This window comes from Guyparkeria halopsychrophila, assembly GCF_044582135.1.
Lineage (GTDB): Bacteria > Pseudomonadota > Gammaproteobacteria > Halothiobacillales > Halothiobacillaceae > Guyparkeria.
The window spans coordinates 62475-83314 of sequence record NZ_JBDODP010000013.1; the positions used below are offsets into that span (position 1 = coordinate 62475).

The 20840-nt window shown below is 64.1% G+C and carries 22 protein-coding genes and 1 tRNA gene; 12 read left to right on the plus strand and 11 right to left on the minus strand.

Annotated elements, in window-relative coordinates; all coding sequences use genetic code 11:
* Window positions 1-14 precede the first annotated feature (14 nt).
* The 9 genes from era to rpoE form a co-directional block, all read right to left on the minus strand.
* Window positions 15-914: a GTPase Era gene (gene era, locus ABGV18_RS07270; RefSeq protein ID WP_396585466.1), complete on the minus strand. Its 900-nt coding sequence runs from the start codon at window positions 912-914 to the stop codon at window positions 15-17.
* Complete coding sequence (gene rnc / locus ABGV18_RS07275) at window positions 911-1654, minus strand: ribonuclease III (protein ID WP_396585467.1); 744 nt, start codon at window positions 1652-1654, stop codon at window positions 911-913. Before rnc ends, era begins: the two co-directional genes overlap by 4 nt.
* On the minus strand, window positions 1641-2057 hold the full coding sequence (locus tag ABGV18_RS07280; RefSeq protein ID WP_396585468.1) for a DUF4845 domain-containing protein: 417 nt from the start codon (window positions 2055-2057) through the stop codon (window positions 1641-1643). Before ABGV18_RS07280 ends, rnc begins: the two co-directional genes overlap by 14 nt.
* Before the next feature lie 55 nt (window positions 2058-2112).
* Window positions 2113-2952: a signal peptidase I gene (lepB, locus tag ABGV18_RS07285; protein WP_396585469.1), complete on the minus strand. Its 840-nt coding sequence runs from the start codon at window positions 2950-2952 to the stop codon at window positions 2113-2115.
* A gap of 43 nt (window positions 2953-2995) precedes the next feature.
* Complete coding sequence (gene lepA, locus ABGV18_RS07290) at window positions 2996-4807, minus strand: translation elongation factor 4 (protein WP_396585470.1); 1812 nt, start codon at window positions 4805-4807, stop codon at window positions 2996-2998.
* A gap of 95 nt (window positions 4808-4902) precedes the next feature.
* Entirely contained in the window at window positions 4903-6273 is a 1371-nt protein-coding gene (locus ABGV18_RS07295; protein WP_396585471.1) for a trypsin-like peptidase domain-containing protein, read from the minus strand.
* Between the two features lie 225 nt (window positions 6274-6498).
* Window positions 6499-7011 carry a SoxR reducing system RseC family protein gene (locus ABGV18_RS07300; RefSeq protein ID WP_396585472.1) on the minus strand — a complete coding sequence of 171 codons (513 nt, stop codon included), beginning with the start codon at window positions 7009-7011 and terminating at the stop codon, window positions 6499-6501.
* 267 nt (window positions 7012-7278) lie between these two features.
* Complete coding sequence (locus ABGV18_RS07305; protein ID WP_396585473.1) at window positions 7279-7968, minus strand: hypothetical protein; 690 nt, start codon at window positions 7966-7968, stop codon at window positions 7279-7281.
* Window positions 7969-7985: 17 nt separating this feature from the next.
* Entirely contained in the window at window positions 7986-8576 is a 591-nt protein-coding gene (gene rpoE / locus ABGV18_RS07310) for an RNA polymerase sigma factor RpoE (RefSeq protein WP_396582238.1), read from the minus strand.
* Between the two features lie 263 nt (window positions 8577-8839).
* Here rpoE and nadB point away from each other — a divergent pair, with 263 nt between their 5' ends.
* Window positions 8840-10510 (plus strand): L-aspartate oxidase, encoded by a 1671-nt coding sequence (gene nadB / locus ABGV18_RS07315; protein ID WP_396585474.1) that lies wholly within the window; start codon window positions 8840-8842, stop codon window positions 10508-10510.
* A gap of 84 nt (window positions 10511-10594) precedes the next feature.
* Here nadB and pal read toward each other — a convergent pair whose 3' ends face one another.
* Entirely contained in the window at window positions 10595-10963 is a 369-nt protein-coding gene (gene pal / locus ABGV18_RS07320; RefSeq protein WP_396582236.1) for a peptidoglycan-associated lipoprotein Pal, read from the minus strand.
* A 396-nt stretch (window positions 10964-11359) separates the two neighbouring features.
* Here pal and ABGV18_RS07325 point away from each other — a divergent pair.
* From ABGV18_RS07325 to ABGV18_RS07375, 11 genes are all read left to right on the plus strand, one after another.
* Window positions 11360-11450: transfer RNA gene (locus tag ABGV18_RS07325), tRNA-Ser, on the plus strand.
* 136 nt (window positions 11451-11586) lie between these two features.
* On the plus strand, window positions 11587-11823 hold the full coding sequence (locus ABGV18_RS07330; protein ID WP_396582235.1) for an acyl carrier protein: 237 nt from the start codon (window positions 11587-11589) through the stop codon (window positions 11821-11823).
* Window positions 11816-13081 (plus strand): beta-ketoacyl synthase N-terminal-like domain-containing protein, encoded by a 1266-nt coding sequence (locus ABGV18_RS07335; RefSeq protein ID WP_396585475.1) that lies wholly within the window; start codon window positions 11816-11818, stop codon window positions 13079-13081. Before ABGV18_RS07330 ends, ABGV18_RS07335 begins: the two co-directional genes overlap by 8 nt.
* A 47-nt stretch (window positions 13082-13128) precedes the next feature.
* Window positions 13129-13410 carry a phosphopantetheine-binding protein gene (locus tag ABGV18_RS07340; protein ID WP_396582233.1) on the plus strand — a complete coding sequence of 94 codons (282 nt, stop codon included), beginning with the start codon at window positions 13129-13131 and terminating at the stop codon, window positions 13408-13410.
* Entirely contained in the window at window positions 13377-14075 is a 699-nt protein-coding gene (locus ABGV18_RS07345) for a hypothetical protein (RefSeq protein WP_396585476.1), read from the plus strand. The genes ABGV18_RS07340 and ABGV18_RS07345 overlap by 34 nt, the downstream gene beginning before the upstream one ends.
* Entirely contained in the window at window positions 14072-15520 is a 1449-nt protein-coding gene (locus ABGV18_RS07350) for an AMP-binding protein (protein WP_396585477.1), read from the plus strand. Before ABGV18_RS07345 ends, ABGV18_RS07350 begins: the two co-directional genes overlap by 4 nt.
* Complete coding sequence (locus ABGV18_RS07355; RefSeq protein ID WP_396582230.1) at window positions 15520-15870, plus strand: hypothetical protein; 351 nt, start codon at window positions 15520-15522, stop codon at window positions 15868-15870. Before ABGV18_RS07350 ends, ABGV18_RS07355 begins: the two co-directional genes overlap by 1 nt.
* Window positions 15867-16862, plus strand: a complete 996-nt coding sequence (locus ABGV18_RS07360) for an LpxL/LpxP family acyltransferase (RefSeq protein WP_396585478.1) — start codon at window positions 15867-15869, stop codon at window positions 16860-16862. Before ABGV18_RS07355 ends, ABGV18_RS07360 begins: the two co-directional genes overlap by 4 nt.
* Window positions 16863-16864: 2 nt before the next feature.
* Window positions 16865-17482, plus strand: a complete 618-nt coding sequence (locus tag ABGV18_RS07365; protein WP_396585479.1) for a LolA-related protein — start codon at window positions 16865-16867, stop codon at window positions 17480-17482.
* The gene (locus ABGV18_RS07370) at window positions 17479-19917 is read left to right on the plus strand and encodes an MMPL family transporter (protein WP_396585480.1); all 2439 of its coding nucleotides are present in this window, start codon (window positions 17479-17481) and stop codon (window positions 19915-19917) included. Before ABGV18_RS07365 ends, ABGV18_RS07370 begins: the two co-directional genes overlap by 4 nt.
* A gap of 11 nt (window positions 19918-19928) precedes the next feature.
* Window positions 19929-20378, plus strand: a complete 450-nt coding sequence (locus tag ABGV18_RS07375) for a 3-hydroxylacyl-ACP dehydratase (protein ID WP_396582225.1) — start codon at window positions 19929-19931, stop codon at window positions 20376-20378.
* Between the two features lie 12 nt (window positions 20379-20390).
* Here ABGV18_RS07375 and ABGV18_RS07380 read toward each other — a convergent pair.
* A partial coding sequence (locus ABGV18_RS07380) for a hypothetical protein (RefSeq protein ID WP_396585481.1) occupies window positions 20391-20840 on the minus strand: 450 nt, incomplete at its 5' end.

Sequence of the window (20840 nt, forward strand, 5' to 3'; positions counted from 1 at the left end):
CGACCCGATCGGCGTCATTCGGGCAACTGGTACCCGAGCGCGGCCACGGAGCGTTCGTCGTCCGCCCAGTCGTCGGCCACCTTGACCCAGAGATCGAGCATGACGCGCTTTTCGATCAGGTGTTCGATCGCCTCGCGCGCCTGTTGCCCCACGATCTTCAGGCGCGATCCCCGGTTGCCGATCACGATGCCCTTCTGGCCGGCGCGCGCGACGTAGATGACCGCGCCGATGGTGACCAGGCGATCGGTTTCCTCGAAGCGCTCGATCATCACGGTGGTCTGATAGGGCAACTCGTCGTGCAGCGAGCGCGCCAGCTTCTCGCGGATGATTTCCGCGGTCATGAAACGCACCGGCGCAGTGGTGACCTGGTCCGCGTCGTATCCACTCGGCCCTTCCGGCAAGTACGAAAACACCAGATCCAGCAACCCGTCGAGACCACGGCGACGCCGGGCGCTCATCGGGTAGATCTCGGCGAAATTGCCCTTGTCACCGATCCGGCCTAGAAACGGCAACAGTTCGGTCTTGTCGTTGACCAGGTCGACCTTGTTCACCAACAGCACCACCGGCGCCTCCACATGCGAGAGCAGGCGCAGTACGGCCTCGTCCTCGGCACCGAACTGACCGGCCTGCACCATGAACAGGATCAGGTCGACGCCTTCGAGCGCGCTGCGCGCGGTGCGGTTGAGTTGGCGATTGAGGGCATCCCGGCCACCCTCGTGAAGCCCCGGCGTGTCGATCAGCACGATCTGTCCGCGCGGCTCGGTGACGATCCCGGTGATCCGGTGTCGGGTGGTCTGCGGCTTGGGGGCGGTGATCGAGACCTTCTGCCCCACCAACCGGTTGACCAGGGTCGACTTGCCGACATTGGGACGACCGACGATCGCCACGTGACCGAAACGGGGCGATGAGGTCATGCCTGGCTCTCCGATGGGGAGTTGTTTTGGTGACGCTCCTGGAGCGTCTTGAGCATCCGCCGTGCGGCCGTCTGTTCGGCACGACGACGGGACGATCCGTTGGCGCGGGTCGCGAACGGTTCGTTACGGACATTCACCCGACAGGCCACCTCGAAGGTCTGCTTGTGCGCCTGCCCGGTCTGTTCGAGCACCTCGTATTCCGGTAGCGCCTGCCGGTCGCGTTGCAGGTACTCCTGCAACTGCGTCTTGGCGTCCTTGAGCTCCTGGGCATCCGGCAGCGAGGTCAGCTCGCCATTGAACAGCGCCTGGACCCAATCGCGGGCCGGTGCAAAGCCCTGATCGAGGTACAGGGCCCCGATGATCGCTTCGAGCGCGTCGGCCAGGATGGAATCACGGCGATGACCGCCACTCTTCAATTCGCCGGACCCCATGACCAGGTAGTCGCCCAACCCGATGCGGCGAGCAACCTGGGCCAGGGTCTCTTCACGGACCACCGAGGCGCGCAGGCGTGAAAGCGCCCCCTCGGTCGCTTCCGGCTTGTGACGGTAAAGGTAGTCCGAGATGGCGAGGTTGAGGATCGAATCACCCAGGAATTCCAGGCGTTCGTTGTTCAACTTTCCGGACGAGCGATGCCGCAGCGCCTGCGAAAGCAGGTCGGCATCATCGAAAGACAGCCCCAGCGATTGCGCCAGGGTGTCCGGGTCTCGGATCAGGGGATTGGAGCTTTTAGTTACTGACACGGGTCTGATGTTTGAACTCGGCGACGAGCGAGAGGTTGCCGAACAGGGTGGCGCGCCCCTCGTAGTTGTAGGTGACGCTGTATCCGCCCGTAACCGGACGAATCTCGAATTCCTTGGAGTCGAAGCGATCGTCGGCTTCGTTGATGTCCAACTGCTTGTCGATCTTGCGACGAATCTCTCCCGGGCTTCCCGCGGATTCTTCACCCACGCTCTTGAAAATGGTGGTCAGCTTCTGATCGGCGATGTAGAGCGGCACGACCTGCATCACGACTAGGGCCGCGAACCCCAGCACGATCGCTGCAATGATCAACCCCACCAGCGACATGCCGCCCTGGCGGGTGGCACCGACCGCTTGGCCGCTCACCTGCCCACGGCATTGGCCCTTCGAAACGCTGTTGTCCATTTGCTTCATCCTCGCCTTGCCCGTCGGTACGAACGGGGCATTCCCTCGTTTGACGTCAGTCGGCATGCACGGTATCGATCGAGCGGCCGATGCGCCCGGCATCGAACCCACCGTCCTGCCAGTTCCAGTGCATCCAGATCATAACCGCTTTGCCCACCAGATTCGATTCCGGCACGGTGCCCCAGAAGCGGCTGTCATTGCTGTGATTGCGGTTGTCACCCATGACGAAATATTGCCCCTCAGGCACGGTCCACTCCGCGGCCCCCAAGCGGCGGTCGGTGTCCATCAGAATCCGATGTGGCTCGTCCTCAGGCAGGGTCTCGACCGCCGTGGTCAGGCCGGCATGCTTGAGATTGGCATCGCCGTCGTAACGCCCGGTCGTCTCCAGCGACACTGGTTCGCCGTTGATCCACAACCGCTGGTCGTCGACGCGCACCGTATCCCCCGGCAAACCGACGATCCGCTTGATGTAATCGACCTCGGGCTGTTGGGGATAACGAAAGACGGCCACATCGCCCCGCTCGGGCTCGCCAATCGGGAGCACCTTGGTGTTGACCACCGGCAGGCGCAGGCCATAGGTGAACTTGTTGACCAGGATGAAATCGCCAATCAGCAACGTCGGCATCATCGATCCCGACGGGATGCGGAACGGCTCGAACAGGAACGAGCGGATCACCAGCACGGCCAACAGGATGGGGAAGAACGACTTGGCGTAGTCGACCAGCAGCGGCTCGTGGTCCTGGGCCCCCCGGCCACCGATGCCCGCCTCGACACCCAGCTGCTGCGTTTCCGCCGCCAAGCGGGCACGGCGTTTGGGCCGAAAGACCAATCGATCAATCAGCCAGATCAGGCCACTGACGAAGGTGGCAACCACCAAGACAAGTTCAAAATCCACGACGTGCTCCGCGTTGGGTCAATCGAGTCGCGCGTGGCGACAATCAGTTCTTGTTGTCCATCTGCAAGACGGCGAGGAAGGCCTCCTGGGGCACTTCGACCTTGCCGATATTCTTCATCCGCTTCTTGCCGGCCTTCTGCTTTTCGATCAGCTTCTTCTTGCGCGAGACGTCACCGCCATAACACTTGGCCAGCACGTTCTTGCGCAGCGCCTTGACGTTGGTCCGCGCGATGATCTTGCCGCCGATGGCCGCCTGCAGCGCCACCTCGAACATCTGCTGCGGGATCAGCTCCTTGAGCTTCTCGACCAGCTCGCGCCCCCGCTGTTCGGACTTGTCGCGGTGGACGATCAGGGAAAGCGAATCGACCGCCTCGCCGTTGATCAGGATGTCCATCTTGACCAGTCGGGCCGCCTCGAAGCGATCCAGGTGGTAATCGAAGGAGGCATAGCCGCGCGAAACCGATTTCAAACGATCGAAGAAGTCGAGCACCACCTCGGCCATCGGCAGATCGAAAATCAAGGTCACCTGGTTGCCGGAATACAGCATGTTCTTCTGCACGCCGCGTTTTTCCATGCACAGGCTGAGCACCGGCCCGACAAAGTCCTGCGGGCAGAGGATGTGCGCCTCGATGATCGGCTCGCGGATCTCGTTGATCAGCGTCGGATCCGGCAGCTGAGAGGGATTGTGGATGTGATAGGTCGTACCGTCCTTTTCCTCGATCTCGAAAATCACCGTCGGCGCGGTGGTGATCAAGTCAATGTCGTACTCACGCTCGAGCCGCTCCTGGATGATCTCCATGTGCAACAGCCCCAGAAAGCCACAGCGGAAACCGAAGCCCAGCGCGGTCGAGACTTCCGGCTCGAAGTGCAGCGCCGCGTCGTTCAGACGCAGCTTGCGCAGCGCCTCGCGCAGGTCGTCATAGTGGTCGGCCTCGACCGGGTACAGGCCGGAGAAGACCCGCGGCTGCATCTCCTTGAAGCCCGGCAACGGTTTGTCGGCCGGGTTCTCGGCGTCTGTCAGGGTATCGCCGACCTTGGCCGAGTCGATGTCCTTGATACCGGCGATGACAAAACCCACCTCGCCGGCGAGCAGCCCATCTCGAGCCAGCGTCTTGGGGGTGAACACGCCGGTCTTGTCGACGGTAAACACATCGCCCGTGCCCATGGCCTTGATCTTGGCCTTGGGCCGGATCGCCCCGTCGATGACGCGCACCAGGGCGACCACGCCGACGTAGTTGTCGAACCAGGAATCGACGATCAGCGCCTTTAGCGGACCGTCCTCGTTGCCTTCCGGCGGTGGAATCTGCTGGATCAGGCGCTCGATTACCTCTTCGACGCCCTCGCCCGTCTTGGCCGAGCAGTTGACGGCGTTCTGCGCCTCGATGCCGATGATGTCCTCAATCTCGGCCTTGACTCGGTCGGGTTCGGCGGCCGGCAGATCGATCTTGTTCAGCACCGGCACGACCTCAAGGCCCAGATCGATCGCCGTATAGCAGTTGGCGACCGACTGGGCTTCGACGCCCTGCGAGGCATCCACCACCAGCAACGCCCCTTCGCAGGCAGCAAGCGAGCGCGACACCTCGTAGGAGAAATCCACGTGCCCAGGCGTGTCGATGAAGTTGAGGCGATAGGTCTCGCCGTCAAGCGAGTGATAGTCCAACGAGACGCTCTGCGCCTTGATGGTGATACCGCGCTCGCGCTCGATGTCCATCGAGTCGAGCACCTGCGCGCTCATCTCGCGCTCTTCCAGCCCTTCGCAGCGCTGGATGATGCGATCGGCCAGCGTCGACTTGCCGTGGTCAATGTGCGCAATGATCGAGAAATTGCGAATCCGGGAGAGTCGCTCGGACGCCATAAGGGTTTAACTTTCGGTTCGTGAGAAAGTCCCGCGGCCAACGGGAATACGCCGCGAGAAGAGCCGCCCAGTATATAGGGCAAGAGACCCCAAAGTCAGGGCGACTTGTGCGGATTACCGGAAAAAGCGGGCATGAAGAAGCGTTGTTCACGATCACGCTCGACCAGGAACAGCACCACGTCATCACCCTTCCCGCCCCGGTTGTGTGCGATGCGGGCGATTTCACGATACGCCTCGGACAAGGTGTTTACTGGCTGGCGATCGATCGAGATGAGCCGATCCCCCGGCATCAGGCCGGCCTGGGTGGCCGGCCCCGCCGGATCAAGCTCGCCAATGCGGACCCCGCCACCTTCCAGTGGCCGCAGTATCATGCCGAGGGTCTCGATCACGACAAGCTCGGGATCTTCCAAGGACTCGGGGAGAGTCGTCTCCGACCGGAACACCCGCGGCTCGGGAAGCGAGCCCAAGGTGATATCCACATGGTATGTCTCTCCACCCGCCCAAACCTCCAGGGTGGCCTCGGAACCCGGCGGCAACGAACCCAACGCCTCGGTCAGGCCGGCACCGTCGACGAGCCGGATGTCATTGACGGCGAGGATGATATCCCCTGCCCCAATCGACGAATCGGCCGCGGGCGAGCCCTCGACAACTCTCACCACCTCGGCACCATGTGCAGAGTCCAGGCCCAAACGCTCGGCAAGTTGACGATTCACGCCGCGCACCTCCACGCCGAGAAAGCCTCGCTGGACCTCGCCGTTCTGTTTTATCTGGCGGATCACATCGACGACGTAGTTGATGGGAATAGCGAACGAAATGCCGTTGAAGGCGCCGGATTCGGTGAATATCTGCGCATTGATCCCGACCACCTGTCCCCGCGTGTTGAAAAGCGGGCCGCCGGAATTGCCCGGGTTGATGGCAACATCACTCTGAATGAAGGGCACGTAAGGCTGATTGTTCTGACCCGGCAGGTGCCGACCCAAACCGCTGATGATGCCCGCGGTCACGGTCTGGTCGAACCCGTAGGGTGAGCCAATCGCCAACGCCCACTGCCCGGGCCTGACCGTGTCCGAATCACCGAGCGACACCGACGGCAGACCGTCGGCCTCCACCTTGAGCAGGGCGATGTCACCGATGCCGTCGATACCCACCACGTCGGCGGCCAGTTCGCGGCCGTCGATCAGGCGCACGAACACCTTGCTCGCCCCCGCGATCACGTGCGCGTTTGTGACGACGTAGCCATCCTCGCTGAGGATAAAACCTGACCCATCGTTTTCCGGTGGTATCAGCGAGCGGGGCTGTTCATCTGCGCGCTCCCCGAGCAAATCACGCATCCAGTCGTGGCGGCGATCACCGCCCTCTGCCTCTCCAGACAGGGGAGGCAGGCTGCTTACGCCGGTAACGTTGACGACCGAGGGGGCATTGGCTTCCACCAACTGCGCGAAGTCCGGCAAGCCGGTTACCTGCACGGGGGCAGGCTGATCCTCGGGATCAGTGCAGCCCGCCGACAACAGGGCGAACAGGACCAACGGAACCAGTGCCCGCGGGAGGCTTGCGAGGCACGGAAAGACCATTCGGGGTGAATGCATCGGGAAACGACCGGGAAAACGTGAAAGGCGGGATTCGGGGGCAACACGGCAGCCGTGCCGCACGCGGAAGCTTACTCCGAATCGACGCCGACAAAAATCAATCCGTTACGGCGACTTGTTTGACGAATCGGGAGGCAGTTGATCTTCCTCTGCCTGACGAAGCGTGATTTCGTGAAGCACGGGAAAGAACGCCCCGGAGCGCGCCTGACGTTGTTGGCGGCCGTGCACGAAAAGCAAGGCGCCGGCCAACCCGGCAACGGCCCCCAGAGCGGTCAACCATTCTCGAGCGAAAAGCGTCTCTACCACCAGCGCGCCCGTGAGCAGGCCAACCAGTGGCGCGAGATAGAGCCACAGCGACGCCGTCAATACCGCTCGTTGCGAAAGGGCGATGACCACGTGATCACCCACCAACAACGCCTCCTCGGTGGGCAGATAGAGCCGATGACGCGGCAAACGAAAAAGCCGCTGGAACACACTGACGCCACAGCCACGGCCTTCCCGGCAGTTAGCACAGCCGCTCTGGCCTTCCGATTCGAGCCAGGCACCACCCGCCTCCACCGCAACGACCCGTGCGGCTTCGAGCACCGGTTGGTCGATCCCCACCCGTTCCTGATCCATTATTCGCCCCGCCTGTGAACGAACCGCCCACTATGGCGACGACTGACCAAGGCCACGACCCGGCAGCGCAGGGTTTCCGTGACAGGCTTGCTGGGTCGGTCCGCCGGGGTCCCCGGGCTGTTTGTTCCTACCGGCTCGGCCGGCAGAGCCTCGCGCAGTCGCCCGGCTCTGGCAGGCGTACAGCAGAAGGCCACCCTCACCAAGGTGAGAGTGGCCAACACGAATGGCTTGCTAACAAGCAATCGCGACGCGTGCATCACGCCTCGCCTAGTTCCGGTCTAAGGTCGCGGCCCGCGCCTCCGGGCCGGTGGTACCCAATTCGGGCGACGCCACGCGGTAATGCGTCACCACGTAGGGATTCGGACCCGAATTACTTCGCCCCCTCGCCCAATCTGGCAGCTTGGAGCCATTACCCGGCGCCGTGGAGGCCTGAATAACCCGACTTTGCTGCGGATTGACCGCAAGCGCAGCCGGCGAGACATCACCTGACAATCCCTGCGCGTTGAGTGACGCCATGACGGCGCGATCATTCTCGGTCGGGGCCGCGGCCTGCATGGGCGCCTCCCCATCGACTACCGAGCGGTCCCCGGTTGACAGAGTCAGGCCAACGGCCGTGACTGCGGCGAACAGGGACGCCGCCATGGCTCCCTGCCAGACACGCCGATTCTGCCAGTTGCGAGCGCTCGACAAAGCGACCACCTTGCCGCCGCCCGGACGCTCGGCATCCGGAATCTCGTCGAGGCGGGCATTGATCGAATCGAGCAAATCACGCGTGGCCAGCGGCTCACCGCGCAGCCGGCCACCGATGAGATCGTAGCTTCGGGTACGCGCACGAACGCCATCGACATCGGCCAACAGGGCGTCGACTTCTCGCTCGCCCGCCTGCCATTCATCGTCCCACCAATCCGAAATGGTGTCCCGAAGGATTGTTGGTTCGTTTGCCTGCCGTTGCTTCATCACAGATGCCACCTAAATTAATCGCCTTTGAACGGCTCAATCGACTGCTCAATCGCTTCACGGGCGCGGAAGATCCTCGACCGTACCGTCCCGATCGGGCAGCCCATGACCGCCGCGATCTCGTCGTAACTCAGCCCTTCCATCTCTCGCAGCGTCAAGGCCGTGCGCAAATCCTCGGGCAGATCCGAAATCGCCCTATCAATGGCCGTCTTGAGCTCCTCGGTCGCTGCGATCGCCTCCGGCGTTCCGCCATCACGCAACGCCTCGGGCTCCATCATTGGTTCGTCTGACTCGTCCGACCCGCCGGAGTTCAATGACACCATGTAGCCGCCGCGCGCATCCGAGGCAAGCTGGTTCTTGGCGGTATTGACGGCGATGCGGTAGACCCAAGTGTAGAACGCGCTGTCGCCCCGAAAGCGCTCCAACGCCCGGTAGGCTTTAATGAAGGTTTCCTGCGCCAGATCAAACACGAGCTCGGGATCACGGATGTACCGCGCGATCAGGCGCTGCACGCGATGCTGATATTTGAGGACCAGAAGATCGAAGGCTCGCCGGTCGCCTTTGCGCGCGCGGGCCACCAGGGCCTTGTCGTTCTCCTCGGCGCTCATTTCCGTGTCTGGTCCTGCCTGCGTACAAATCGTTAATAAAAAGGTGAGGTTTGCGCCGACCTTGGACGACCCGCTGGATCGGCTTGTCAGCCAACCCCGGCCGCCTTGATAGCCCAACGTCAGACCAGGCAAGGCCCGATCCCCGTGCCAAGCCCTCCAAGCACGTATACTCGCTGGACGTCAGTGTATCGAAAACCCGCGTTTGAGACATATATCGGACGCCATATATGTGCGACCGACTGCACGAGGACTTGTAAGCCTTCATGAACGACCAGAACGACAGCAGCACCCTTCAGAGCGACATCCTGATCATCGGCTCAGGGGCCGCCGGGCTGGCAATGGCCCTGCGGCTTCCCACCCATCTGCGGGTTTTGGTGCTCAGCAAGGCCGAACTGGTCGGCGGCAGCACTCCCTGGGCCCAGGGCGGGATCGCCGCCGCCCTTGGGGGCAACCAGGACATCGAGCAACACATCGAGGACACCATCAAGGCAGGTGCCGGCCTGCCCGACCGTGAGGTGGTCGAACGGGTGGTGCGTGCCGGCCCGGAGCAGATCGAGTGGCTGAAATCGCTCGAAATGCCCTTCAGTCACGACCGTAATGATCCTGAACGCCTCCATCTGACCCGCGAAGGCGGCCACAGCCAACGTCGGGTTGCCCATGCCGCCGATCACACCGGCCGTTCATTGATCGAAACATTGGTAAGCGCCGTCCGGGCGCGCGAGAACGTCACCGTGCTCGAGCACCACAACGCCGTCGACCTGATCACGGCTCGCCGGCTGGGCGAGACCCGCGATGCCTGCCTGGGCGCCTACGTGCTGGACATCAAGAATGACCGGGTCATCACCGTGCGGGCACGACACACGGCACTCGCCACGGGAGGAGCGGCCAAGGCCTACCTGTTCACGACCAACCCCGATGGCGCAACCGGTGACGGCATCGCAATGGGATGGCGCGCCGGCTGCCGGGTATCGAACATGGAGTTCATCCAGTTCCACCCCACCTGCCTGTACGAGCCGCGCGCAAAATCCTTCCTGATCAGCGAGGCGGTTCGCGGCGAAGGCGGGGTGCTGCTGCGACCGGACGGCACCCGCTTCATGCCCGAGCACCACCCCGACGCCGAACTGGCACCGCGTGACATCGTCGCCCGTGCCATCGATGCCGAAATCAAGCGCCTCGGCATCGATTGCGTCTACCTGGACATCAGCTTCAAGGGCCGCGAGTTCATCGAAACCCACTTCCCGATGATCCACGCCCGCTGCCTGGAGTTCGGCTACGACATGACCCGCGAGCCGCTGCCGGTCGTCCCGGCCGCCCACTATACCTGTGGCGGGGTGATGGTCGACGAGCACGGCCGTACCGACATCGACAACCTCTACGCCATTGGCGAAACCGCCCACACCGGCCTGCACGGGGCCAACCGACTCGCCAGCAACTCGCTACTCGAGTGTCTCGTCTTTGCCCAGGCCGCCGCCGAACGCATCGCCGAGCACCCGGATGCAGCGACTTACGAGCACCCGGTCATACCGGCGTGGGACGAAAGCCAGGTCACCGATCCGGACGAGGCCGTCGTGGTCACGCACAACTGGGATGAATTGCGCCGCAGCATGTGGAGCTATGTCGGCATCGTGCGCACCACCAAGCGCCTGTACCGCGCCCGCGACCGTATCAACCTGCTGCGCCGCGAGATCCATGACTACTACGCGCATTTCCGCGTCAGCAACAACCTGATCGAGCTGCGCAACCTAGTCGAAGTCGCCGATTTGATCGTGCGCTCGGCGCTCACGCGCCACGAAAGCCGCGGATTGCATTACAGCAAGGACTTCCCGGAGACCAACCCCCGAGCCGAGCACTTCAACACGGTGCTCATCCCACCACCGGCTCGGCCCTATCCCAGCGTCCGCGATCGCCACCGCGGCACGCCGCTGCAAGGCTGAGCCGAGTCCAACAAAAAAAGCCAGGCTAGCGCCTGGCTTTCATCTTTCTGGTCGGGCTTGCCCCGACCTGACAGATCGAATGGCCTATTGGCCGTATTCGATTACCGCACGGCGGTTCTTCGCCCAAGCGGATTCACCACTGCCATCCACGGCCGGTCTCTCTTCACCGTAGCTGACGGTGTCGATCTGGCTTGAAGAGACGCCGTAGGAGAGCAGCACGTCACGAACGGCATTGGCACGCTTCTCACCCAGCGCGATGTTGTACTCACGGCTGCCGCGCTCGTCGGTGTGACCTTCGACCACCACTTCGCGGTTGCCGTTTTCCTTGAGGAAGTCGGCATTGGCTTGCAGCATAGGCTGATACTGGCCGGCAACCGAGTACTCATCGAAGCCGAAATAGACCACACGCTCACGCTCGACCGGCTGACCTTCGTACAGCTCCGACTCGCTCATACCACCAGCGCCATACATGCCGGTGCTTTGTGCACCATCGGCCGAAGCGGAGTCGGCTCCAGCGTCACCGCCAGCACCCGGCCCAGAATCCGGCGTGGAGCTACATGCCGACAGAACCACGGCCAGCGCACCGACAGAAGCTAGATAGGACCAACGCATAATTCGATCTCCTTGAATTTGGAATACTTAAAATCAACACGAGACTGAGAAAACAATATCACAGCACTCGACCACCAGAACCGTGTCAGGTTGCTGCGGTGTGACTGGCATATGGCAACCCGGTTCCCGAAACAGATGGGCTTTTTTGCTTGAACGCCACACAACATGTTGCATATCAGCAACAACGGATCCCGGCTTGACACCAGCCGGCCCGATCGCGGAAGATGCGCGGGCTTCGGAGGGTTGGCAGAGCGGTTGAATGCACCGGTCTTGAAAACCGGCAAGGGTTAATAGCCCTTCCAGGGTTCGAATCCCTGACCCTCCGCCACCAGATCGGTCAAATGAGACACCTCCGGGTGTCTTTTTTGTTTTTGAGCCAGCCCACGCCGCCACCGTCGGTGGGTCTCGTTCCAGGGATTGGATCGAAACACGCTCGACAACGGTGCGCTTACAGGAAGGAATGCATGCAGGCACTGGAACTCATCCGCACCGGCATTGCCGAAAACACGGACATTAACCCAGCCGCCGTGGCCCCCGCCAGCCGGCTCGATGAGCTCGGCATCGACTCGTTCACCCTGCTCGAACTGATCTTCACCCTCGAGGAACGAATGGAAATTGAACTGGGAAGCGACGTCGGTACGCCGGAAACGGTCCAGGACCTGATCGACATCCTTCAGCCCCATTTGCCCACCGATGGCTGAATCCCGTCGCCAATCGCGGGTGGTCGTGACCGGCCTTTCGATTCTCGACCCGCTCGGTGGTAATACGAACGCGGTATTTGAGCGCGCCGCGGCCGGCCAGTCCAGTGTCCGCCTGTTTCGCTACGGTGACGAGACGATCGGCGGCTGCACGCCTGCCGTTTACTTCGACCCGATCGACTTCGAGACGCGACTCGGTAAGGCAACCTGCCGCAGTACCGACCCTTTCGCACGCCTGGCCCTGCTGGCCACCGACGAGGCCTGGCAGCAGGCACAATTGTCGCAATCAGCCGATGCCCCCAATCCGCGCGCCGGGGTCCACTGGGGCACCGCGCTCGGGGGCATCAACACCTTCGAGAACGGTTACCGCGCCTTCTGGAAGGAGGGACGCAAGCGACTCTCGCCGATGTCCGTGGTCATGGGCATGAACAACGCCGCCGCCTCGCAGATCGGTATCCGCTACGGGCTGGGCGGGCGGTCCGTGACCCACAGCGTCGCCTGTGTCTCGGCCGCCATCGCCATCGGCGAAGCCTACGAGCGCATCCGCGACGGCGAGATGGACCTGATGGTCGCCGGCGGCTCGGACCTGCCTCTCGGGGTCGGGGTGCTGCGAGCCTGGGATGCGATGCACATGCTCGCCCCAGGCGACGAGGGCAATGCCCACCGGGCCTGCCGACCATTCCACCCAGATCGCCGCGGGCTGGTGCTAGCCGAGGGCGCGGCCTGCCTGGTGCTCGAATCACTGGAACACGCCCAGCGCCGCGGCGCGCCCATCCTGGCTGAACTGGCCGGCTACGGCGCCTCCAACGACGCCAACCACGTCGTCCGGCCGGACCAGCGCGGACAGGTACGAGCCATCCAAGCCGCGCTGACCGATGCCAAGCTTGCCCACGATGCCATCGGTTATATCAACGCGCACGGCACCGCGACGACGGAGGGCGATGCCATCGAGGTCCGCGCCATCCGCGAGGCCTTCGGTGACACCCGGGCCGAACGGCTGCCAGTCAGCGCCACTAAGGCCGTCCATGGTCATGCGATGGGCGCGACCGGTGCAATCGAGGCGGCCCTGACCGTCCTGGCACTACAACAGGGTAAACTCCCGCCCACCGCGCATCTCGATCGGCTCGATCCGGCCTGCGAGGGGGTCGACCACGTGCGGGGCGAGGCACGTCCGGCCCCGGATATCCGAGCGGCGCTGTCGAACTCGTTCGCATTCGGCGGCAGCAATGCCGTGCTGGCCTTCACGCGCACCGACGCTTGACTTGCCGCCCCCTTATTCACTGACACACCGATAGACCAACTCAAACGATGACCGAAAGCCACGACAACAGCATCGATGCCCTGATCCCCGAGGTTGCCGCCGAACTGGTGGAGGCCCTGAACCTCGACGAGACCCCCGAGGAAATTGATCCGGACGAACCATTGTTCGGTGACGGATTGGGCCTGGACTCCATCGACGTGCTGGAAATCGCCCTGGTCGTTTCGCGGCGCTACGGTTTGAACCTGCGTTCCGACGACGACCGAAACGAGCAGATCTTCGCCTCGCTACGTGACCTATGCCGCTTCATCGCCGAGAACCGGACCAAATAACCGGCGATTCCACCGGCACGCAACTCCGTGGCTGGCTGATCGGCGCCATGGTGGCGCTCAACGTCGTGTTCGCCCACCTCTTTGCCGGGCCGGATCAGGTCTCCCTTGCCCAGGCGGCGCTGGCGGTCACACCGCTGGGGATCGTCGTCCTGATCCTGACCCTTCCGCATTCGAACCCACTTGGCCGCCTGATTACCCTGGTCGGGCTTTCGCTGCTGGTGCCGGGCATCGCAATCATCCTGCACGACCGTGTCTCGCTGCTTTACCTGCTGGAACATCTGGCGGTCCACATCGCGCTCGCCGCCTTTTTCCTGGCCAGCCTGCGAGCGGGACGAATGCCCGCCTGTACGCGTTTCGCCGAACAGGTGCACGACTCCATGTCCCCGGCGCTGAACCACTACACCCGCCAGGTTACCTGGGCTTGGGGACTGTTTTTTGTCCTCAATGGCGCCTTTTCGGTGGCCCTGATGGCGCTTGCCGGCCCCGCCATCTGGGCCGATTACGCCGTCTATGCCACCTTCCCGCTCGTCGCGCTGATGTTCGTACTCGAGTACCTGGTACGACTGCAGGTCTTGCCACGCGAGGATCTCTCCAGCCCCTGGAGTGCGGTGATCGCCTATCGCCGCCACGTCCGCGAAGCCGCCGAACGACGGAGTCAGCCATGAGCGACGCCATGGCCGACTGCATCTCGCTGGTACCCGACGGCAACCTCGACCGGGTGCTGCTCCTGGACGGTGAGAACCACTGGACCGTTGCCGACGTGCTGGCCAGCGCCCAGGAATTGCAGCAGGCACTCGGCGCCCTGCCCACCCCGGTCAGGCACCTGGTCAATCTTGCCGGCCGGCGCGACCAGTTTCTGGTGGGCCTGGTGGCCGGCATTCTCGGGGCACAGGTCAGTCTCATGCCCTCGACCCGCGGCCGTGGTGCCATTCAGGACCTGCTCGCAGATCACCCCGATACCGTCATACTCCACGACAACGACGCGCCGCTCGAGCCGACCCTGGCCGCCTGCGGTCCACACCTGGCCATCCCGCCCTTGCGCCGGGCGAAATCGCAAGGCGAGTGCGTTTCCCAGGTCCCCCGGATTCCCACCAGACAGCTCATCGCACGGGTATTCACCTCGGGCACCACCGGCAAACCCAAGGGCCATGACAAGCACTGGGGACGACTGGTCGCGAACGCCCGGGTCGCCGCCGACGCCCTGACCGCGCACCACCGGATCACGAGCAAGGCCCAGCGCGGCCCACTTGACGGTATTCACCTCCTCGGGACGGTGCCCTCCCAGCACATGTACGGGTTCGAGTCGCTGATCCTTGCCGCACTCTGCGGTGGTGCAACTTTATCCGTCGACCAACCCTTCTTCCCCGGGGATATCGCCGCCTCGCTGGCCGAATTGCCATCGCCGCGCATGCTGGTGACCACGCCCTACCACCTGCATCACCTGCTCGCCTCGGAATGTGCCCTGCCACCCTGCGAGCATATTCTGTGTGCCACGGCACCGCTCGAGCTCACGCTTGCCACCCACGCCGAGCAGACGCTGGGCGGGGTGCTCCAGGAAATCTACGGCTCCACCGAGACGGGCCAGATCGCCGTGCGCCAACCCACCCAAGGCGCCGACTGGCAATTGATGGAGGGTGTTCGCCTCAAGGAGACCGCCAGTGGTGGGGTGATTGCCTCTGGAGGCCATATCGAACGTCCCGTGTGTCTGGGCGACTGCCTCGAACGAGTGGATGAGCGCCACTTCCGGCTGATCGGCCGGCTTGCCAATCAGGTAAACATTGCCGGGAAACGCAGTTCGATCGAGTATCTGAACGCCACCCTGCGGGCGATCGACGGTGTGAAGGACGGCTTTTTCTTTCATCCACGCTCGACCAATGCCGAGGGCCGCCAGCCGGAGCGATTGGCCGCGGTGGTATGTGGTCCGGGACTGTCCGCCGACTCGGTTCGCCGCGCCCTGCGTGAACGACTCGACCCGGTCTTTCTGCCCCGCCCCCTGTTGCTCGTCGAGCAGATGCCGGTCAACGCCACCGGCAAAGTCACGCGGGATGCGCTGGACGCCCTGTTGACCGACAGCAACGATTCCGACCTCCAACAACGGGATGCGAGCTGATGAACGCGCCCAGCACCTTCTTGGCCGAGTGGACCCCGTCAGCGCAGACACCCGTGTTCGCCGGGCACTTCCCGGGCAACCCCCTGCTGCCCGGCAGCATGCTCCTCGATTGGGCCGTATCCGCGTACGCCCACGCGAATCATCGCCGTGTCTCGGATTGCAGCGTGCGACAGGCACGCTTTCTAGCACCCGCGCGCCCGGATGTGCCGCTTCGACTGGAGCATCAGCCCGCCCGGCGCGACCGCACGCGTTTGCAGGTCATGGCAATGCCCGCCAACGGTGAGCCTTACGTCGTGCTGGACGTGCTGCTCGACCCACCCCGTCGCGATGCCGAAGAGGTAGGGCCGTGAGCCAGCCCGATTCAGAACCCACCCAGTGGCATGCACGCCGGGAACGGGGGCACACTGCGCTGATCCGGTTGATGGTGTTCCTTTCGCTGCGCGTCGGTCGACGGATCAGTCGTCTGCTGCTCACTCCCATCAGCCTCTACTTCCTGTTGTTTGTCCCGGCCGCCCGACGCGCCAGTCGGGACTTTCTGCATCAAGTTTATGGCCGACCGCCGCGCCTGGGCGAGATCTACCGTCATTTCCATGCGTTTGCCAGCACCATCCACGACCGGGTGTTCTTTCTCAGCGGACGCTTCGATGCGTTCGAGATCGAGGTGGAAGGCGGTGAGCAGTTCGAACCACCCGAGTCGGCGATCCTCGTCGGGGCGCATTTCGGAAGCTTCGACGTCCTGCGGGCCATGGGTCGTGTCGAGCGCGATCTGTCCATCAGCATGATGATGTACCCGGAGAACGCCCAAAAGATTCAGCGCGTGTTGGCGGCCATCAACCCGGAGCGGGCGCGTGACATCATTCCACTCGGGCAAATCGACTCGATGCTCGAAGCCAGCGCTCGCCTCGACCAGGGGGAACTGATCGGCATGCTTGCCGACCGCAGCTTGGGCGGCGACCCGATGGGCACCCGCCCGTTTCTCGGGCGCCCGGCGGGTTTTGCCGTCGGCCCCTTTCGCATGGCCGCGATCCTCCGCCAGCGCCTGCTGTTGATGGCGGGCATCTACCTTGGCGACAACCGCTACCGGATTCACTTCGAGCCATTGGCCGATTTTCGCGAGGTGCCTCGACGTGAGCGCTCGATGGCCGTCGAGGCCGCCATGGATCGCTACGTCGAACGCCTTGAGGTGCTGGTGCGCGATCATCCCGACAACTGGTTCAATTTCTTCGACTTCTGGGCAGGCGCCCGGGACGACCCGGGACGGGAAACCAACTTGCAGGGAAACGTGTCCCCGACGAGTGACTCAGACGAGTCCCCGTCCACCAAGGCCTCACCCAAGGAGTGATCATGACCCTGTCGATCTGCCGACGTTTCGCCGTCTTGCTCCCGTTGATGCTGCCCCTCCCGACGTACGCCATGGACATTGAGGAGCTCGCCACCGCGCTGGCCGATCGTGGCGCGGACAGTACGGACTACCAGCAGACGCGCTATCTCGGCATTCTGGACGAGCCACTGGAATCCAGTGGCCGGCTCTCCTTCGAGCCCCCCGATCGGCTCGTTCAGGCACAACGTGAGCCCGAGGCACGCACCCTCACGCTCGACGGCGAGCAACTGACGTTCGAGGCCGACGGTCGCCGACGGGTCGTGCAACTGGATGATTCGCCCGAGGGTGCCGCGTTCGCCGACAGCCTGCGCGGCATCCTTAACGGTCGGATCGACGTGCTGCGCGAGGACTACGAGCTGGTCCTGAGCGAACGCCCGGGCGATGGTTGGCGATTGAACCTGTTGCCACTACGCGATGAACTGGCCGAGCGTATTCGGCGCATCGAGGTGATCGGACAGATCGAGGCCGGTGTGGCCGATGTCGAGCGATTGACGCTGGAATTCGCCAACGGCGACCGCAGCGTGATGCAACTCGGCCAGCATGGGAAACCCCCGCAGGATGACGGGTCCACGTCACCGTGAGTCCACGCCTCAATCATGCCCTGGTCCTCGGCCTGTGGCTGACGGTCGTGCTGCTGGCCATCTACTCGATCACACAGACGCGCTTCACGGCGGACATGTCTGCCTTCCTGCCGGCCTCGCCCAGCCCGGAGCAGCAACTGCTGGTGGATCAACTCCAGCAAGGCGCGGTCTCGCGCACCTTCCTCGTCGGAATCGAGGGCGGCACAGGTGAGCAGCGGGCCGAGGCCAGCCGGCAACTGCATGCCAACCTGGTCGATGACCCCAGCTTCGCCGCAATACAAAACGGCGATCGGGCCCACCACGAGCGGGCCCGGCAGTTCCTGTTCGAGCACCGCTATCTGTTGAGCCCGGCCATCGATCCCGAGCGGTTCTCCGTCGAGGGGCTGACCCGGGCGATCGGCGAGTCGATAAGCGATCTCAACTCGCCGTTGGGTGACGTCACCCGCGAGCTCTTCCCGCGCGATCCCACCGGTGAAATGCTGGCGTTGCTCGACCGCCACGATTCGAGCACCGGCCCGGCTGGCCCGGCTCGGTGCTGTGGCGTCTGGTCCTCGGACGATCAGTCGACCATGCTGCTGGTCGCGCAGGCGAGTGCGTCTGGCTCCGACACCGACGGGCTGGCGCGTGCCGCTCAACGCATTCAAGCCTCCTTCGATACGATCCGGCACGACATCGACCCGTCCCTGAACCTGGTGCTGGCCGGCTCACCGATGTTCGCCATCGAGACACGGGACCGCATCAAGGCCGAGGTCACCCTGTTCACGACCATTAGCGTGATCCTGGTGGCGCTGGTGCTGCTGCTCGCCTATCGCTCGCTGCCCGTCCTGCTAGCCGGGCTATTGCCGGTGGGTAGCGGGGTGGCTGTCGGCATTGCGGCGGTCGGATTGGGGTTCGATCAGGTACACGGCATCACGATCGGTTTTGGCACTGCCCTGATGGGCGAGGCGATCGACTACAGCATCTACTACTTCGTCCAGTCACGGCAGGCAGGCGTCAACAAGGCCGAACCAGATCACCAACCCGGGCACCCCGGGGCCGGCCAACGTGCCTGGCTCCGGGACTACTGGCCCACCGTGCGCCTTGGCCTGGTCACCTCGTTGATCGGTTTCGCCGCCCTGCTCTTCTCCGGCTTTCCGGGGCTGATGCAGATCGGGCTTTATGCAATGACCGGCCTGCTCACCGCGGCCTTGGTCACGCGCTACGTGCTGCCGATATTAGGACCTCGATTGCCCCGCGCGGACATCGCCGGGCTGGGTCGTTGGCTCGAGCGCCCGGTGGCCGGGATGCGACGCTTGCGACCGGTCGCCATGTTGCTTGGCGCTCTGGCCGTGATCGTGCTTGTTTTCCAGCAGGATGGGCTCTGGCGGGACACGCTTTCCGGGCTCGCCCCGATCAACCCCACGCTCGAAGCCGCCGACTCGCGCCTGCGTGAGGGACTCGGCGAGCCGAGTCCCCGTCACCTGATCGTGGTAAAGGGCGAAGACCGCGAGGCCGCGCTACGCGGGGCCGAGCGAGTTGCCGCGATACTGGACCAGCAGGTCGAGGATGGCCTGCTCGCCGGCTATCGTGCGCCGACCGAGACACTGCCCTCATTGGCCACCCAACGCGCGCGTCAGGCGGCCCTGCCGGCTGGCAAGGAACTGGCGCAACGCCTTGACCAGGCACTGGCCGGCCTGCCGGTATCACCCGACCGGCTACAAGGCTTCGTCGATGACGTCGTAGTGCAGAAAAACGCGGCGGCGATCGAGCTGGCGGATCTCGAGGGCACGCCCCTGTGGCTCGCGGTCTCCGGGCAATTGCCATCCGAGCAGGCGACAGGTCAAACCGTGGCCGTCATCACCCTGCAAACCGACACCGTCGGCCCGCAGGCATTGGCGGGGCTGCGCGAGGCGATCGCCCCGGTCGAATCCGCCGTGCTGATCGACCTGCTAACGGAATCGAATCGACTCTACGCCCGCTACCTCAACACCACGCTGACCGTGTCATTGGCAGGCGCCGCGGCAATCATCCTGTTGCTCCTGCTCGTCCAGGCAAGCCCCCGGCGCACGTTGCGCACCCTGCTGCCGATCACGCTCGCGGTTCTGCTGGTGGTGGCTGGGCACGCTTTATTTGGCGGGCAATTGACCCTGCTGCACCTGGTCGGCTTGCTGCTGGTCGCGGCGATCGGCTCGAACTACGCCCTGTTCTTCCAGCCGCCAGGCGATGGCAAAGTCGACGGCGACGGTAACGGGCTGGATGCGCGCACGCTGGCCTCGTTGACGCTGGCAACGACCACCACCGTCTGCGCCTTCGGTGTGCTGGCGTTCTCGTCGGTGCCCGTGCTGCAGGCCATCGGGGCGACGGTGGCCCCGGGGGCGCTCGCCGCCTGGCTGCTGGCCGCGATCTTCGCCGACCCGTCCACCCGCCCTGTGTCGGCGATGAAGAAACAACCCTGAGGTATGCCCCCTTGCCGACCGATCTGACCGCCCTCGATGGCCCGGCCATCTGCGCTCGCCTGCCGCATCACGGTGATGTCTGCCAGCTCGACCGGGTCGTGAGCGCTGACGAAACCCACCTCGTCGGCGAGACCCGGGCCCACCGGCGGGCCGACAACCCGCTGCGCGTCGGCGGTCAGCTGGGGGTCTTTGCCGGCGTGGAGATGGCTGGACAGGCGATGGCCCTGCACCTGGCGCTGCAGTCCAACGGCGAGGCGGCGGTCGGACAAGGCATGATCACGCGGGCCAATGGCCTGACCCCGCACGGGGATCGACTCGACGACCTGCCCGGTCCATTACGGATCACCGTGACCTGCGAGGCGCAGGCGGGGGAGATGGCGCGGTACGGGTTCACCCTGGCACACGAGGGCGCCGTGATCCTCGCCGGCGGGTTGTCCGTCTGGCTGACGGACGGCGTTTGACCGGCCGACGGATCAGAGACGCTCGGGATCGAAGTCGGTCAGGGCATATCCCGCCGCGCTGATCGCATCGAGCCATTGATCGAGGCACCCGGCGGTCAGATCGCGGATGTCGTGGAAAATCAAGACCACTGGTCGGCCCGATTGCTCGGCAAGGCGATATTCCCGCTCCAGCCGCGTCAATAGCGTGCGACGGACATCGTCGCAGTCCGCGCGGGGGTCGGCATCGCCCGTGGTCAGCCCGGCAAGGTCGGCAAAACCGGTCTGCGCGGTCGCCGCACGCCAAGCAGAGGTCCGTATCAGGTAGGGTGCCCGCGCCAGGCATGCCGATTGGCCACGCCATGCAGGCACCACGGTATCCGCCACCTGCTCCCACCCCCGTAGTTGCGCGACCACCCGCCGTCGGTTTCGATACCAGGGCCAGCGTGGCCAGAAGTGAGTGGCGCCATGATTGCCCAGCCAATG